Below are 14191 nucleotides of genomic sequence, written 5' to 3'. Positions count from 1 at the left end.
GCTTTGATCAGCGCTGGGCGACCGGGCGAACCAGCGGCGTCACGCGGCGAATGGTAACGCGGCGGTTCTGCTGCTCGGCGACCTCGGTGCGAACCTTGAGGAAGCGCTCGCCATAGCCCTGCGTCACCAGGTTTTCGGCAGGAATGCCGTAGACCTCGGTCAGAAGCGAGGCGACCGATTCGGCGCGCTGGTCGGAAAGCACCAGGTTCGAGCGGTCGGAGCCGACAGCGTCGGTATGACCTTCGATGAAGAAGGTTTCACCCGGATCCTTGGCCAGCACCTTCTCCATGGCGGCGGCAACGCTGCGCATGGTCTTTGCCTGCGACATCGACACTTCGGCACTGCCCGTCGGGAAGGTGATGGTGTCGAGGTCGATGCGGCGAACCTTGTCGCGCAGACGCGCGGAGTGCCGCACTTCGTCGATCGTATAGACGCGCTCTACGCGCTCCACCGGCGGTTCGGCCAGGAAGTCGTAGTAGTCACGGTCCGGATCTTCGGAAACATCGGCGATGTATTCGCGAACCGGGATGCGCAGGCGCATCGGCGGCAGCTCGTAGCCGACGTCGATGATCGCCGGACGCGGACCTTCGTCGCGCTCAGGCGCGTAGATCATCAGGTACTCGTTGCCATCACGGTCGACACGCGAGCGCTGCAGGATGTCGCCATAGCGGTTGTAGACCGTGACGATCCGGTAGCCGCCGGGACGAACGATGGTTTCGCGGGTGCGGCCACGCGGCAGCTCGTCGTAGAAGGTCTCTTCCGCATCGCGGCGAAGGCGTGGACGATCGTCGCCGCGAACGAAGATCTGGTCGCCAACGCCGAGGATGACGCGGTTGTCAATCTCCTGCACCACCTCCACATTGGTGACGTTGTTCGTCACGTTGTTGACGGTCGTGTTGTTGTTGATCACCGTGTTGTTGACAATGGTGTTGTTGACGATGTTGGTCGTCTCGGGAACGGCGAATACCGGCACTTCCTCGACGCGCGTGCCCTTCTCGTTCAGGTTCGCTTCGATCTTCTGAGGCAAGTCAGCCTGAATCTCTGCCGGTATCTGCGCCTGCGAAGAGGCGTCATCGGTCGGCGCCGGAGCGGCTTCTTCCTGCGCACGCAGTTCTTCGCGCTGCTTCTGTCGGTCTTCGCGCGACTTGTTGCCGCCGGCATTGTCGGCGTCCTTGTCGCTGTCGAGAACGGCAGCGCCGTTTTCAACCGGCAGAACGACAGTTTCGTCTGACGCCGCGGGATCTTCGGCGATCTTCTGCTTTTCTTCCTCGGTGCGGGTGTCGACCACCTCCGGTACTGGCTGGACCTGAGGCTGCTGCTCAGCCGTCGCCGGCTGCTCGGTGCCCGGAGCCGGCTGTCCCTCGCCTGTCTGCGGCTCGGTTTGAGGCTCGACGGCGGGTGCTACGGCTTCGCCGGCATTCTGCCCGTCGGTTGCAGGCGGCTGTTCACCGGCGTTCTGGCCTTCGGTCGCCGGCGGCTGACCGGTCGTCGCTTCGCCACCAGCCGGCGGGCAAGCGGTGGATGCATCCTGGCCTTCCGGCACGACGCACTCGCCCTGCTGGGCCTTCTTGGCTTCATCGGCCTGGCGCTTGGCTTCTTCCTCGGCGGCCTTCTGCTGCTCGGCCGCCTGGCGGGCGGCTTCGTCCGCAGCCTTCTGCTCGTCCGCGGCCTTCTGCTGGGCTTCGCCTTCGGCAGCCTTCTGCTCGTCGGCGGCCTTCTGGGCTTCGGCGGCCTTTTCCTGTTCGGCAGCCTGGCGCGCAGCTTCGTCTTCGGCCGCCTTCTGCTGTTCGGCGGCCTTCTGTTGTTCTGCCGCCTGACGGGCCGCCTCCTCTTCGGCAGCCTTCTGGGCTTCGGCAGCCTTTTCCTGCTCGGCGGCCTGGCGTGCGGCTTCTTCTTCAGCCGCCTTCTGCTGCTCAGCCGCTTGCTGTTCCTGCTGTTTCCGCGCGGCTTCCTCTTCCGCAGCTCGCTGCGCTTCGGCAGCCTTCTCCTGCTCGGCGGCCTGGCGTGCGGCCTCTTCCTCGGCAGCGCGCTGCTGCTCGGCCGCCTGGCGGGCAGCCTCCTCTTCGGCGGCCTTCTGCTGTTCGGCGGCCTGCTGTTCCTGTTGCTGGCGCTGCGCTTCGGCTTCCGCCGCACGCTGCTGCTCCTCAGCGGCCCGCTGTTGTTCTTCCGCTGCGCGCTGCTGCTCTTCCGCCTGGCGCTGCTGCAGCAGAAGCTCTTCTTCCGATGGCTGCCCGCTTCCTTCCTGCGCCACTTCGAACGGCTTCATCAGGCTGTCGGCAAGGGCTGGTTGCACCGCAAGCGACACCGAGAGCACCGGTAGCGCCACGGTTGCGAATAGTCTGGATCGAATCGACATAGTCTTCCTTCCTCGTCCTGGGAGGTCCCTTACCTGCCACTGTTACCCACCGGACAGCCAGTTCGGCAACAGGGGGTAGGCGTGAATTCTCAAGGGCCTTGATCCAAGCTTCCGGCTTTTTTGTGTTGCCGGCCAAACGAGCCGCCAACCCAACGCCCGCACCTCAGATCGGTTCCCGTAATAGGGCTAACCAAAGCAAGATTAACCGCCCCTGAACGCACCGTTCATGTTCGCTTGGATCATGGCCAGTGCAATCTCCGGTCGAAATTCTTTTCCCGGCGAGCGTTGTCGCTTTCCAGTTGATTTTTGCGGGAAAACAGTACGAATATCGCCTCAACCGGTGGCAAGCGCCCCGGTCAAGATAGGCATCCGTGAAGAACAAGAAACCGGATGTCGGCCAACAGAGAGGACTATCATGCGTATTTCCAGACGGCTGGCAGCCGCCGCATCGGCTGCCGTTTTCGTGCTCATGGCTGGCTCTGCCATGGCAGATGGCGAAAAGGTCGTTATCGGCACGGAAGGCGCCTACCCGCCCTTCAACAATCTCGAATCAGACGGCACGCTGACCGGCTTCGACGTCGACATCGCCAAGGCCCTCTGCGTCGAGATGAAGGTCGAATGCACGTTCGTGACGCAGGACTGGGACGGCATCATTCCGGCACTAATCGCCAAGAAGTTCGATGCAATCATCGCCTCCATGTCGATCACTGCCGAGCGCAAGGAAAAGGTCGACTTCACCAACAAGTACTACAACACGCCGCCGGCGATCGTGGTGCCGAAGGATTCGCCGATCACCGAAGCAACCGAGGCAGCACTTGCCGGCAAGTCGCTTGGTGCTCAGGGCTCGACCACCCACTCCAACTATGCCGAAGCGCATATGAAGGAAGCGGACATCAAGCTCTATCCGACCGCTGAAGAGTACAAGCTCGACATCGTCAACGGCCGCATCGACGCGGTGATCGACGACGTCGTCGTTCTTTCCGAGTGGCTGAAGTCGGCTGACGGCGCATGCTGCAAGCTGCTCGGCACGCTGCCGGTTGATCCTGTCATCAACGGCGAAGGCGCCGGCATCGCGGTGCGCAAGGGCGATGACGCGCTGCGCGAGAAGTTCAACAAGGCGATCGAAGCCATCCGCGCCAACGGCAAGTACAAGGAAATCAACGAAAAGTACTTCCCGTTCGACGTTTATGGCAGCTGATCGACGGCTTCCGGCCTGTTTTCCTAGTGAATCATGCCGGAAAAACGTTGGTTGATGAAAAAAATGCAACGGCGGATGGCTTGCCCTTCCGCCGTTTTTGTTTGACAAGAAACTAAAACATAAGCGCGATCCATATCCATAAGAACAGCGCAAAGGGGAATTCTCTGACATGAGCGGGTTGTTTACCGGCTTCTACTCGATCCTAGCCTGGATCGGCTCCATCGTGGATCCATTGTGCGGCCCTGTCGGCGTCTTTCGCTGGCTGGCACCCGGTACGCTCCTTGCCTGCGGCGACGCCGGCTGGGGCGACGAGATCGCCTACGGCTTCGTTGTCACCGCAAGCCTTGCCATCGCGACCTTGCCGGTCGGCCTTCTGATCGGCTTCTTCGTTGCACTCGGCAAACAGTCAGAAGAGCGCACGGTCCGCCTGGCATCGAACATCTACACCACCATCTTCCGCGGTCTGCCGGAACTGTTGACGCTGTTCATCGTCTACTACGGCCTGCAGATTCTGGTGCAGCAGCTTCTGGCATCGTTCGGCTACGAAGGGCCGGTCGAGATCAACGCCTTCTTTGCCGGCATGATCGCGCTTGGCGTGGTCTTCTCGGCCTATTGCTCCGAGGTTCTGCTGTCGGCCTTCAAGGCGATCCCGCATGGCCAGTACGAGGCGGGTGCGGCACTCGGGCTCCATCGCGGCCGCACCATGCGGCTGATCATCCTGCCGCAGCTCGTGCGCATCGCCTTGCCGGGCCTCGGCAATCTCTGGATGGCGCTGCTCAAGGATACGGCTCTGGTCTCGGTCGTCGGTCTGCCCGACATCCTGCGCCAGACCGGCATTGCCGCCCGCGTCACCAAGCAGGCCTTCGAGTTCTTCGGCATGGCCTGCATTCTCTTCTTGGTGCTGGCCATGGTTTCGTCGATCATATTCTCGAACCTTGAACGCTGGACCAAACGCGCGGAGATGGGTCGATGAGCTTCGTCGAAACGATGATCCCGCCGCAAGCGCCGCCACCGGCGCCGCCCAAGCCTTACACCCTGGCGCGCTTCGTCGGCAGCGTAACGCTCGGCATCTGGCTCGCCCTCGGCGTCGGCGTCTTCCTGACTGTCGTCAACGGCTGGGATCCGGCGAAATTCGCCAAATACGGTCCGAGCTTCCTGTCGGGTCTTGGCGTCACCTTGATGCTGGTCGCCTGCTCGGTGGTGCTCGGCGCCCTCCTGTCGCTGCCGGTCGCGCTCGGCCGCATGTCGAAGAACAAGATCTGGTCTTGGCTTGCCTATGGCTACGTCTACTTCTTCCGCGGCACGCCGCTGATCGCCCAGCTCTTCCTGATCTACTACGGCCTCGGCAGTTTCCGCCCGCAGCTCGAATCCGTCGGCCTCTGGTGGTTCTTTCGCGAGGCCTGGAACTGCGCCCTCTTTACCTTCACGCTGAACACCGCCGCCTACCAGGCGGAAATCCTGCGCGGCTCGATCGAGAGCGTGCCGCGCGGTCAGCGCGAAGGTGCAGCCGCCCTCGGGCTGCCGGAGCGCATCGCTTTCTACAAGATCATCCTGCCGCAGGCGATGATCGTGGCGCTGCGCCCCTACGGCAACGAGATCATCCTGATGATCAAGGGTTCGGCCATCGTCGCGATCGTCACCGTGTTCGACCTGATGGGTGAAACGCGCCGCGCCTTTTCGCGCACCTTCGACTACCAGATGTATGTCTGGGCGGCGATCCTCTATCTCCTGATGGTGGAAGTGCTGCGCAATATCTGGGCCTGGCTCGAAAACCGCCTGACCCGGCATCTGAAGCGCTAAAGCGTTATCTCGCCAAGACCGAGTTGAAATGAAATAGCGTGGCAGCACTCTGCATGGAGTGCTGCCAGGCTATTGTTTTTACGCCTAAATTTCATATTGAAGCAAATATTAGAACTTGATTAATAAATCAAGCGTTTCATCATAAAGACCAACCTTTGCGAGAAGTGAGGTTCATATGACGAACGAAATGGAACTGCAGCTGAAGGGCTACGGCGTGACCACGGCCCAGATCCTCTACCGCATGCCGGATCATCCGACATTCCTGCAGACCTACATCTGGCAGCACTACGACATCGCCCCGGATTTCCCGGAGATGCGCAGCTTCCTGAAGTTCTGGCAGGAAAAGCTGGATGGCCCGTTGCATTCGGTACGCTACGTCCACCGCAAGCTGATCTCGGCCACCGAATGGCGGGCACTCAACGGCGAGTTCATCCTGCACTGAACCCGCCCTCCGCTGCATCAGGTTTCTATTGAGCGCAAAATCATGCAGCCAGGTTGCTGCGCGCCCGGCCCGTCACACTTGACGCGCGGTGCTGTAGAGAACGACGCACCGCCGTCGGCCACAAATGCAACAATCCTTGGCGCCTATGCCGCGTCAGACATGGACCTCGCCATGGGCAAGCTCGCCCTCGCCCGGTTCCTTGTGCAGCGAGCCGTAAAGCACCACTGCGTAGAACAGCACCACCACCATGATGACGGGCCAGCCGGGCAAAGGGCCTAGCGCTGCATTCTCCGTGACATCGATCCAGGAGCGCACGTGCCCGAAGGGCTCGCCATTGGTCGACAGTTTCGGCGACGAGATCTTGAGGGCCCAGGCGAGCAGCAGGATCAGGTACATCCAGCAGTAGTTGCGCTGCAGCCGGCGGCACAACGCCTCGCGGTAGCTCATCAGGAACGCCGGTTTGCGCAGGCTCTTGGCAATCGACGCGGCCCAGTTAAGGTTGGCAGTGCCGTCCGGCGCCAGGATCTGCGCGAAATACCCGCGCTCGAGCTGGCGCACGCGGGCGCGGTAGACGTCGAAGAAGCGATAGCGGCGAGCCTCGATCAGAAGCAGTAACGTGATCAGCAGCATCGCGAACAGCAGCACGCCGTGATGGGAGTTGGGCGTCGACAACGATACCGACAGCAGGGCGGCGACCACGGTAATCGCCCAGTTGGACGTGCGGTCGATGCGATCCCGCCAGCCGGCCATCCGCCCCAATTCGCCGCGATAATAATGCACGACGGCATTGATCTGCTCCTGCGAGGTCTGGGGCAGTGGCGGGCCCTTCGGCTCCTTGATTTCCGTGCCCACAAGCAGCGGACTGAGTTCGGCAGCCATCGGCATTTCCTCCGTCTTTTCTTGTTGTTGCGATCATGAACCCTTTCCCCCTCCGGATAAATCCCGTGCTCGCCGCCGGCCGTCGTTTTTTGCATTTTCGGCGCCCCGGAGACCCAAGGATCTCGGCGGGCTGCATCTTGCGGCGCATTGCCAAAAGCGGCCTTCGGACGTAAGAAGCGCGCATGACCCAGAACACCACGAAAATCGACGAGGAAGCGCTGGCGGAAGCCTACAACCGCGCCCTCACCCTGGAAAAATCCGGCAACTTCGATGCCGCCGCCGATGCCTATGCCGAAGTGCTGGCGCTCGATCCCGAGGATCACGGCGGCGCATCCGTGCGGCTCGCCTCGATGGGGCGCGGCGAAACACCGGTGAAGGCGCCGGACGCCTATGTCGCGACGCTCTTCGATCAGCATGCCGACGTGTTCGACAACGTGCTTGTCGAGCAGCTTGGCTACTGCGTGCCGCTGCTCGTGCGCCAGCGCCTGCAGGCGCTCGAACTCGGTCCTTTCAACCGCGTGCTCGACCTTGGCTGTGGCACGGGCCTGACCGGCGGCGCCCTGCGCGACATGGCCGAAGACATCACCGGCATCGACCTCTCCGAAAACATGGTTGAGATCGCCCACGAGAAGGAGCTCTACGACACCCTCTACGTCGCCGAAGCGGTGGACTTTCTCGACGACAACGACGACGAACCCTTCGACCTGATCGTCGCAACCGACGTTCTGCCCTATATGGGCGCGCTCGAGGCATTGTTCTTCGGCGCCGTCGACAATCTCGTACCCGGCGGCCTGTTCATCTTTTCGAGCGAAACGTTGCCGGCCGAGATCTTCGCCGGTCGCCCCTTCATGGTCGGCGCGCACCAGCGCTTTGCCCATGCCGAGACCTATCTGCGCGAACGCCTGACGGCGACCGGTTTCGAAGTAATCGAAGTCGGCGACATCACCGTACGCATGGAAGAAGGCGAGCCGATCGCCGGCCACCTCGTGATCGCCCGCTTCAAACCTTAAGCAGAAAACAAAAGCTTGCGAGGGAACAGGCGTCCGCCTGTTCCCTCGCCCCTTTCGCGCACCCGCGCCATCGGCTAAACCTCACCCAGAGCAATCGGGAGTGTTTTGGAAATGGCAAAGGTCGCATTCATCGGTCTCGGCGTGATGGGTTACCCCATGGCCGGCCACCTTAGGGTACGTGGCGGACACGAACTGACGGTCTATAACCGCACCTTCGCCAAGGCCGAGAAGTGGGCCGCCGAGTTCGGCGGACGTGCAGTCAAGACGCCGGCGGAAGCGGCCGATGGCGCCGATTTCGTCTTCGCCTGCGTCGGCAACGACGACGACCTGCGCTCGGTCACCACAGGCAAGGACGGCGCCTTCGAAACGCTGGCGGCTGACGCCATCTTCATTGATAACACCACGGCCTCGGCCGAAGTCGCCCGTGAACTTTACGAGGCGGCCCAGGCCCGTGGCGCCCATTTCGTCGATGCGCCCGTGTCCGGCGGTCAGGCCGGCGCCGAGAACGGCGCGCTGACGGTGATGTGCGGCGGTGACGAGCCTGCCTTCGAGCGCGCCAAGCCGGTGATCGACGCCTTTGCCCGCATGGTCGGCTTGATGGGACCGGCCGGCGCCGGCCAGATCACCAAGATGATCAACCAGATCTGCATTGCCGGTCTCGTCCAGGGCCTCGCCGAAGGCATTCACTTCGGCAAGAAGGCCGGTCTCGACATCGAGAAAGTCATCGACGTCATCTCCAAGGGCGCTGCAGGCTCCTGGCAGATGGAAAACCGCCACAAGACGATGAATGCCGGCAAATATGATTTCGGCTTTGCCGTCGACTGGATGCGCAAGGATCTCGACATCGTGCTGACGGAAGCGCGCCGCAACGGCGCCAAGCTGCCGGTGACCGCCCTCGTCGACCAGTTTTATGGCGACGTGCAGGCCATGGGCGGAAACCGCTGGGATACGTCTTCGCTGCTCGCTCGGCTGGAAAAATGAGCCTTTCGCCGACCTCGGGCGCCGGCGACATCATCGAGCACTTGCGGACGCTGCGTTCGCAGGAGAACCTCGCCGGCATGGCACGGTTCGGCATCGTCACCGAGACGGCGCTTGGGCTCTCGAATGTCGAGCTCCACCGGATCACGCGGCTGGTGAAGGTCAACCATGCCCGCGCGCTCGAACTATGGCAGTCCGGCATCCGCGAGGCACGTATTCTCGCCGCCTTCACCGCCGACCCGAAGACGTTGACGCTCGATGATGCAAGGCTCTGGGCCGATGATTGCAATTCCTGGGAGGTCGTCGACACCATCGCCGACGTCTTCGTGGCTGCGCGCTTCGAACAGGTCCTGATCCCGGAGTTCGCGGCGGACACCCGAGAATTCGTTCGCCGCATCGCATTCGCGATGATCGCGACCGCCGCGGTGCATCTGAAGAAGGAGCCGGATGCAAGCCTTCTTGCCTGGCTGCCGCTGATCGAGCGCCACGCCAAAGATGAACGCAACTTCGTCAAGAAGGCGGTCAACTGGGCGCTGCGCCAGATCGGCAAGCGCAACGCCGCCTGTCATGGTCCTGCACTGGCACTTGCCCAAAAACTCGCAGGCAGCACCGATCGCACAGCAAGGTGGATCGGCAAGGACGCCCTGCGTGAACTGAGCAGCGACAAGGTATTGGCGAGGCTCGGTGTCGTCGGCGCCAGCACGGATCGCGCTCAATCCTAGATCGGATCGCCCAACACAAGACGGCTGCTTTGTCGGGCGCAAACCGAACGATCCGGGTCTTCTCAAGAGCTTGACGAATCAAAACGGCAACGCCATCCTTCCCTTGGCGTGACCTTCGCCTAACCTCCCAAGGCCTTCCTCAGCATGGTCTTAAACGGAGGCAAAGGGACTTCTGTCTCGGGCTATTGTCTTGGTCCGATCGTTTCGGACGTGGTTGCTGGGGAACTGACGTCCGCGACGTGAAAGGCCCGACAATGACAAAAAATGGAAATCTCAAGCGCCGCGTCCGTGCTCGCGCAGCCAAAACGGGCGAGTCCTATACATCAGCTCTCAGACACGTTCGGCAAACATCCCCTGATCATCCCGGCGCCAAATCGGTGCGTTTGGCTGTCGCGCAAACGTCGCTCTTCGACGACCCCCACGACATTTCAGGCCTTCGTGCCAGCGGAATGGAAATGCGACGCCTCATGCGGGAAGCACGCGAGACCGGCGCGCGCTTAATACATTTCCCCGAGGGAGCAACGTGCGCGCCCAACAAGCGCATCATGTCTGAAACCGGTCCCAGAGAGATCGGCCCATCCGATTGGAGCAGGTTCGAATGGACGGTTTTGCGTGAGGAGCTAAGCGTAACCAGCCAGCTAGCGAGAGAACTCAAGCTGTGGACGGTATTTGGCTCGGTCCATCAACTCACGCCACCACATTGCCCGCATAACAGCCTTTATGTCGTTTCCGATCACGGAGAACTGGTGACGCGCTACGACGAGCGCATGCTGTCGAACACGAAGATCTCGTTCATGTACGCGCCAGGGAAAATCCCGGTGACATTTGAGGTTGATGGCGTCCGCTTCGGATGCGCACTGGGTATGGAAACGCATTATCCCGAAATCTTCCGAGAATATGAAGGGCTGGACGTCGATTGCGTCCTCTTCTCAACGACAGGCGAAGTCCCTTCCGCTGCGCCGGCTTTCGCGGCTGAGGTGCTGGGCCATGCCGCGAGCAACGCATTTTGGGTCAGCTATTCCGCCCATGCGCGCCAAAGTGTAGTCGTTCCCTCGGGAATAGCCGCGCCCGACGCTCAATGGGCCGCGCAATCTTCGTCAGACGGCACCCCCGCAATCGCTATCGCGGATATCAATCCCAATCCGGAGCATCCTGCACGGCTATGGAGACGAACGGCCGGGCCGATCTTTACATGCCGCATCAGATCCACAGTGATCCAAGGAGCGACGGCCGCAACACATTCTAAGCGGCGTTCTCCGCCGCCCGTTTACCAAGCCTCAATCCTCGCTGGATTTCGCCTGATCGATCATCATGTAGTCGAGCGGAAGCTCGGTCGTGTACTTGATCTGCTCCATCGCGAAAGCTGAGGAGACGTCACGGATCTCGATCTTGGCGATCAGCCGCTTGTAGAAGGCGTCATAGGCGGCGATATCGGGAACGACAACCCGCAGCAGGTAGTCGACGTCGCCGCTCATGCGGTAGAACTCGACGACTTCGGGGAATTCGCCGACCACTTCCGAGAAGCGCCGGAGCCATTCGATCGAATGCGTGTTGGTGCGGATCGACACGAACACCGTAACCTTGGTGTTGATCTTCACCGGATCGAGCAGCGCCACACGGCGGCGGATGACGCCGTCCTCTTCCATCTTCTGGATGCGCCGCCAGCAAGGTGTGGTCGACAGGCCCACCTTCTTGGCGAGGTCAGCAACAGCCAGCGTGGAATCCTCCTGCAACAGGCGCAGGATTTTGCGGTCTAGACGATCCATGATGTCCCTCTCGAATTATTTTTCTTTCTATAGCGTGAAATCGACAAAGATAAAGAATATTTTTTCAGACAATCAACAGACCGACGCGCTCGCGCAGGAACGGCAAAACCTCCGCTTCGAACCACGGATTGCGCTTCAGCCAGCCGGTATTGCGCCAGCTCGGATGCGGCAATGGCAGGATCGCAGGCATGGCGTTGCGCATGGCGTAACGACGCCAGCCGACGACGGTCGCGGTCATTGATTTCGGACAGTCCGGCCCGATATGCCAGCGCTGCGCATAGTGACCGATGGCCAGCACCAGCTCCACCTGCGGCATCGCCGCCATCACGCTCGTGCGCCAATAAGGCGCGCATTCCCGCCGCGGCGGCAGATCGCTGCCATGGGCATCGTAGCCGGGGAAACAGAACCCCATAGGCACGATCGCCAGCTTGTCCCTGTCGTAAAACGTCTCGCGATCGACAGCGAGCCATTGCCGCAGCCGGTCGCCGGAGGCGTCGTTGAAGGGCAATCCGCTTTCATGCACCCGCAGGCCCGGTGCTTGACCCGCGATCAGCACCCGCGCGGAGCTGGAAATGACCGCAACCGGTCGCGGCTCGTGCGGCAGCCGGTCTTCCGCCCCGCGCGCCGGCTGGTCGCGACAGATACGGCAGGCGGCGATAGCGGCGCGAAGTGCTGCGAGATCATCCCGTTCCTCACCCATCGCCGATCCTCGCAAACAGCGCCGATAGGTGGTCGAACAGCCAAAGCCGGATCGCCTCAAGCCAACCGTCAACCACATGCGGCGCCTCTTCCGCATGGCGGTTGCTGCGGCGCCAGGCCTGCGGCCGGGTGAACTCGCCGGCCCAAAGCCCGACCCTCTGCCTTTCGGCCGTTGCCTCCTCCTTCTGATAGCGGCCGTAGCTCACGGCATAGCCGGTCGCCACCATCTGGCGCCCGACGTCTCGCCCATTGGTCTCGCAGGTGCCGAGATCGCGGCCATATTTGTCGCGTCCATGCAGGCGACACAGCGTCGTGCCGCCCGAGACCATTGCCTTCAACCGCTTGCGGGCATCCGCCCCACAGTCCCACTCCGCTCCATCGCGTCTGCAGGTCTGGCCGATCTCGGGCGCATCGATGCCTTCTAGGCGTATGCGCCGGCCGTCAAGGCGCAGGCTGTCGCCATCGCTCGCGGTCGCAAACCCCGAGAGTTCTCCTGTCACGGTCCGCTCTGGCGGCGGCAGTTGCGAGGCGACATAGGCGCCGGCGCAGAGCAGCAGGAAAATGACCCAACCGCCGATGGTCCCGATGTGCCCGGCAGGCGCGCCCTTTCCGCCTCCGCCCGTGAACCGATATCTCGATCTGCCCGATCTCAACTTGTCCGCATCCCCTTGTTTTTCGGTGTCTCAAGGCGATCGCCAAACACGATCGCGCCACAATGGTTGTCGAATCCTTCACCTGAGGCAGCAACTTCTTAAGGATTGCTGTCTAGACTGCAACCAGCTGTAACCTTTGCATATATGAGCATGAGTATCGCCGTCAGCACCTCGACAGATAAGATCATCGTCGACAAGTCGCGAAGCCATCGAAACAAGGCTGTTTCGAAGACGGTACGCGCGACGCGCGAACGGCTGCAAACCGGTTCGTCCGCCCCTTCCGGCTTTGAACGCGAAATGCTCAATCTCTATATCGGGTCCGCCTTGCATGGCGCCATTGCCGTGCCGTTGCTGGTTGCGCTCATCACTGCGGTCGGCATCTACCTTTCTGGCAATCTGAGCATCGTCGTCTGGGCCGTGATGACGCTTTCGACTCACGCCGTCACCGTCTTCCTGGCGCGAAAGGCGCGCAAGGAGGACATCGCCGCCGATAAGGTGCCGGTGTGGCGCCGCCGCTTCCTGATCGGCCAGCTGCTGATGGGCCTTTGCTGGGCGACGTTCGTCACGCAGGACTGCGCAACCTGCGGCGATATCCGCTATGGCCTGTTCGAAGGCGCCGGCCTGTTGATCGCGCTTGCTGCCACCGCGATGGGCACCTTCCTGCTGCGCAATGCCCTGCTCTACACGTTCGTACCTGTCGTCGCCGCTCTCGCCTTTTCCTCGCTGACCACGGCCGATCCGGTTCACGTCGGTCTCACCGGCGTGATCTCGCTGTCTCTGCTGTTCCTCGTCTTCATGACCGACCGCATGAACCGCGCCAATGTGCACATTCTGTCGATGCAATCGGAGAAGGACGACCTGATTGCCGAGCTCGAAGTGGCAAAATCGATGTCGGACGAAGCCCGTCGGCGCGCCGAGGAAGCGAACCTTGCCAAGTCGCGGTTCCTCGCCTCGATGTCGCACGAGCTGCGCACGCCGCTCAACGCCATTCTCGGCTTCTCCGAGGTCATGTCGACCGAAGTTCTCGGGCCGCTCAACAACCCGACCTACAAGGAATATACCAGCGACATCCACCGCTCGGGCGAACATCTCCTGAACCTGATCAACGAGATCCTCGATCTGTCGCGTATCGAGGCCGGCCGCTACGACCTCAACGAAGAGGCCGTCAGCCTGGTCGATATCGCCGACGATTGCATCGGCATGGTCCAGCTTCGCGCCCGCGCCAAGACGATTGCCATCCACGCGCAGTTCGAGCAGGGCATGCCTGCCGTCTGGGTCGACGAAAAGGCCATGCGCCAGGTGATCCTCAACCTGCTGTCGAATGCGGTGAAGTTCACCAGTTCCGGCGGGGAAGTCACCGTCAAGGTCGGCTGGACGGCCGGCGGCGGTCAATATCTCTCGATCAAGGACAATGGCCCGGGCATTCCCGATGAGGAGATCCCGATCGTGCTTTCGGCCTTCGGTCAGGGTTCCATCGCCATCAAGAGCGCCGAACAGGGCACTGGCCTCGGCCTGCCGATCGTGCAGGCGATCCTAGCCAAGCACAATGGCGAGTTCATCCTGCGCTCCAAGCTGCGCGAAGGCACCGAAGCCATCGCCATCCTGCCGGCCCGCCGCGTGCTCGAAAGCCTGCCCGCGGTCGAGGATGTGCCCGCCCCTGCCCGCCGCCGCAAAAGCTTCGCTTGATC

At 61.9% G+C, this 14191-nt stretch carries 13 protein-coding genes and 1 pseudogene; 9 read left to right on the top strand and 5 right to left on the bottom strand.

Annotated elements, in window-relative coordinates; all coding sequences use genetic code 11:
- Positions 1-7: 7 nt before the first annotated feature.
- The gene (locus ASD03_RS16160; protein ID WP_025427258.1) at positions 8-2356 is read right to left on the bottom strand and encodes an OmpA family protein; all 2349 of its coding nucleotides are present in this window, start codon (positions 2354-2356) and stop codon (positions 8-10) included.
- Between the two features lie 415 nt (positions 2357-2771).
- Here ASD03_RS16160 and ASD03_RS16155 point away from each other — a divergent pair, with 415 nt between their 5' ends.
- The 4 genes from ASD03_RS16155 (at position 2772) to ASD03_RS16140 (ending at position 5796) form a co-directional block, all read left to right on the top strand.
- Positions 2772-3554, top strand: coding sequence for an ABC transporter substrate-binding protein (locus ASD03_RS16155; RefSeq protein WP_057208703.1), 783 nt, complete (start codon positions 2772-2774; stop codon positions 3552-3554).
- A 169-nt stretch (positions 3555-3723) separates the two neighbouring features.
- Positions 3724-4527, top strand: coding sequence for an ABC transporter permease (locus ASD03_RS16150; RefSeq protein WP_025427260.1), 804 nt, complete (start codon positions 3724-3726; stop codon positions 4525-4527).
- Positions 4524-5354, top strand: coding sequence for an ABC transporter permease (locus ASD03_RS16145; RefSeq protein WP_025427261.1), 831 nt, complete (start codon positions 4524-4526; stop codon positions 5352-5354). Before ASD03_RS16150 ends, ASD03_RS16145 begins: the two co-directional genes overlap by 4 nt.
- A 175-nt stretch (positions 5355-5529) precedes the next feature.
- A complete protein-coding gene (locus ASD03_RS16140; RefSeq protein WP_025427262.1) occupies positions 5530-5796 on the top strand; it encodes an usg protein in 267 nt (88 codons plus the stop codon).
- A gap of 153 nt (positions 5797-5949) precedes the next feature.
- Here ASD03_RS16140 and ASD03_RS16135 read toward each other — a convergent pair whose 3' ends face one another.
- Positions 5950-6675 (bottom strand): DUF2270 domain-containing protein, encoded by a 726-nt coding sequence (locus tag ASD03_RS16135; RefSeq protein WP_025427263.1) that lies wholly within the window; start codon positions 6673-6675, stop codon positions 5950-5952.
- A 182-nt stretch (positions 6676-6857) separates the two neighbouring features.
- On the opposite strand from ASD03_RS16135, the gene ASD03_RS16130 reads away from it, so the two are divergent.
- The 4 genes and pseudogenes from ASD03_RS16130 (at position 6858) to ASD03_RS16115 (ending at position 10631) form a co-directional block, all read left to right on the top strand.
- A complete protein-coding gene (locus ASD03_RS16130) occupies positions 6858-7685 on the top strand; it encodes a class I SAM-dependent methyltransferase (protein ID WP_057208705.1) in 828 nt (275 codons plus the stop codon).
- Between the two features lie 111 nt (positions 7686-7796).
- Complete coding sequence (locus ASD03_RS16125; protein WP_025427265.1) at positions 7797-8666, top strand: NAD(P)-dependent oxidoreductase; 870 nt, start codon at positions 7797-7799, stop codon at positions 8664-8666.
- A complete protein-coding gene (locus ASD03_RS16120; protein ID WP_025427266.1) occupies positions 8663-9385 on the top strand; it encodes a DNA alkylation repair protein in 723 nt (240 codons plus the stop codon). Before ASD03_RS16125 ends, ASD03_RS16120 begins: the two co-directional genes overlap by 4 nt.
- 254 nt (positions 9386-9639) lie before the next feature.
- Positions 9640-10631: pseudogene (locus ASD03_RS16115) on the top strand (carbon-nitrogen hydrolase family protein).
- Between the two features lie 31 nt (positions 10632-10662).
- Here ASD03_RS16115 and ASD03_RS16110 read toward each other — a convergent pair.
- The 3 genes from ASD03_RS16110 to ASD03_RS16100 all read right to left on the bottom strand — a co-directional run bounded on the left by ASD03_RS16110 (position 10663) and on the right by ASD03_RS16100 (position 12503).
- Positions 10663-11151: an Lrp/AsnC family transcriptional regulator gene (locus ASD03_RS16110; protein ID WP_025427268.1), complete on the bottom strand. Its 489-nt coding sequence runs from the start codon at positions 11149-11151 to the stop codon at positions 10663-10665.
- Positions 11152-11215: 64 nt separating this feature from the next.
- Entirely contained in the window at positions 11216-11851 is a 636-nt protein-coding gene (locus ASD03_RS16105; protein ID WP_057208708.1) for a uracil-DNA glycosylase family protein, read from the bottom strand.
- Positions 11844-12503, bottom strand: a complete 660-nt coding sequence (locus ASD03_RS16100; protein WP_081788859.1) for a thermonuclease family protein — start codon at positions 12501-12503, stop codon at positions 11844-11846. Before ASD03_RS16100 ends, ASD03_RS16105 begins: the two co-directional genes overlap by 8 nt.
- A gap of 150 nt (positions 12504-12653) precedes the next feature.
- Here ASD03_RS16100 and ASD03_RS16095 point away from each other — a divergent pair, with 150 nt between their 5' ends.
- On the top strand, positions 12654-14189 hold the full coding sequence (locus tag ASD03_RS16095; protein WP_025427271.1) for a HAMP domain-containing sensor histidine kinase: 1536 nt from the start codon (positions 12654-12656) through the stop codon (positions 14187-14189).
- Positions 14190-14191: the final 2 nt, after the last annotated feature.

This window comes from Ensifer sp. Root127, from assembly GCF_001425225.1.
Lineage (GTDB): Bacteria > Pseudomonadota > Alphaproteobacteria > Rhizobiales > Rhizobiaceae > Ensifer > Ensifer canadensis.
Note: the sequence above shows the minus strand (reverse complement) of the source record. Positions and strands in the feature narration are given on the sequence as shown.

Bases quoted from the DNA above. Each gene is read 5' to 3' on its own strand.
- ASD03_RS16125 (WP_025427265.1), top strand. From the start codon at position 7,797: ATGGCAAAGGTCGCATTCATCGGTCTCGGCGTGATGGGTTACCCCATG.
- ASD03_RS16120 (WP_025427266.1), top strand. From the start codon at position 8,663: ATGAGCCTTTCGCCGACCTCGGGCGCCGGCGACATCATCGAGCACTTG.
- ASD03_RS16130 (WP_057208705.1), top strand. From the start codon at position 6,858: ATGACCCAGAACACCACGAAAATCGACGAGGAAGCGCTGGCGGAAGCC.
- ASD03_RS16135 (WP_025427263.1), bottom strand. From the start codon at position 6,675: ATGGCTGCCGAACTCAGTCCGCTGCTTGTGGGCACGGAAATCAAGGAG.
- ASD03_RS16095 (WP_025427271.1), top strand. From the start codon at position 12,654: ATGAGTATCGCCGTCAGCACCTCGACAGATAAGATCATCGTCGACAAG.
- ASD03_RS16150 (WP_025427260.1), top strand. From the start codon at position 3,724: ATGAGCGGGTTGTTTACCGGCTTCTACTCGATCCTAGCCTGGATCGGC.
- ASD03_RS16110 (WP_025427268.1), bottom strand. From the start codon at position 11,151: ATGGATCGTCTAGACCGCAAAATCCTGCGCCTGTTGCAGGAGGATTCC.
- ASD03_RS16105 (WP_057208708.1), bottom strand. From the start codon at position 11,851: ATGGGTGAGGAACGGGATGATCTCGCAGCACTTCGCGCCGCTATCGCC.
- ASD03_RS16145 (WP_025427261.1), top strand. From the start codon at position 4,524: ATGAGCTTCGTCGAAACGATGATCCCGCCGCAAGCGCCGCCACCGGCG.
- ASD03_RS16140 (WP_025427262.1), top strand. From the start codon at position 5,530: ATGACGAACGAAATGGAACTGCAGCTGAAGGGCTACGGCGTGACCACG.
- ASD03_RS16155 (WP_057208703.1), top strand. From the start codon at position 2,772: ATGCGTATTTCCAGACGGCTGGCAGCCGCCGCATCGGCTGCCGTTTTC.
- ASD03_RS16160 (WP_025427258.1), bottom strand. From the start codon at position 2,356: ATGTCGATTCGATCCAGACTATTCGCAACCGTGGCGCTACCGGTGCTC.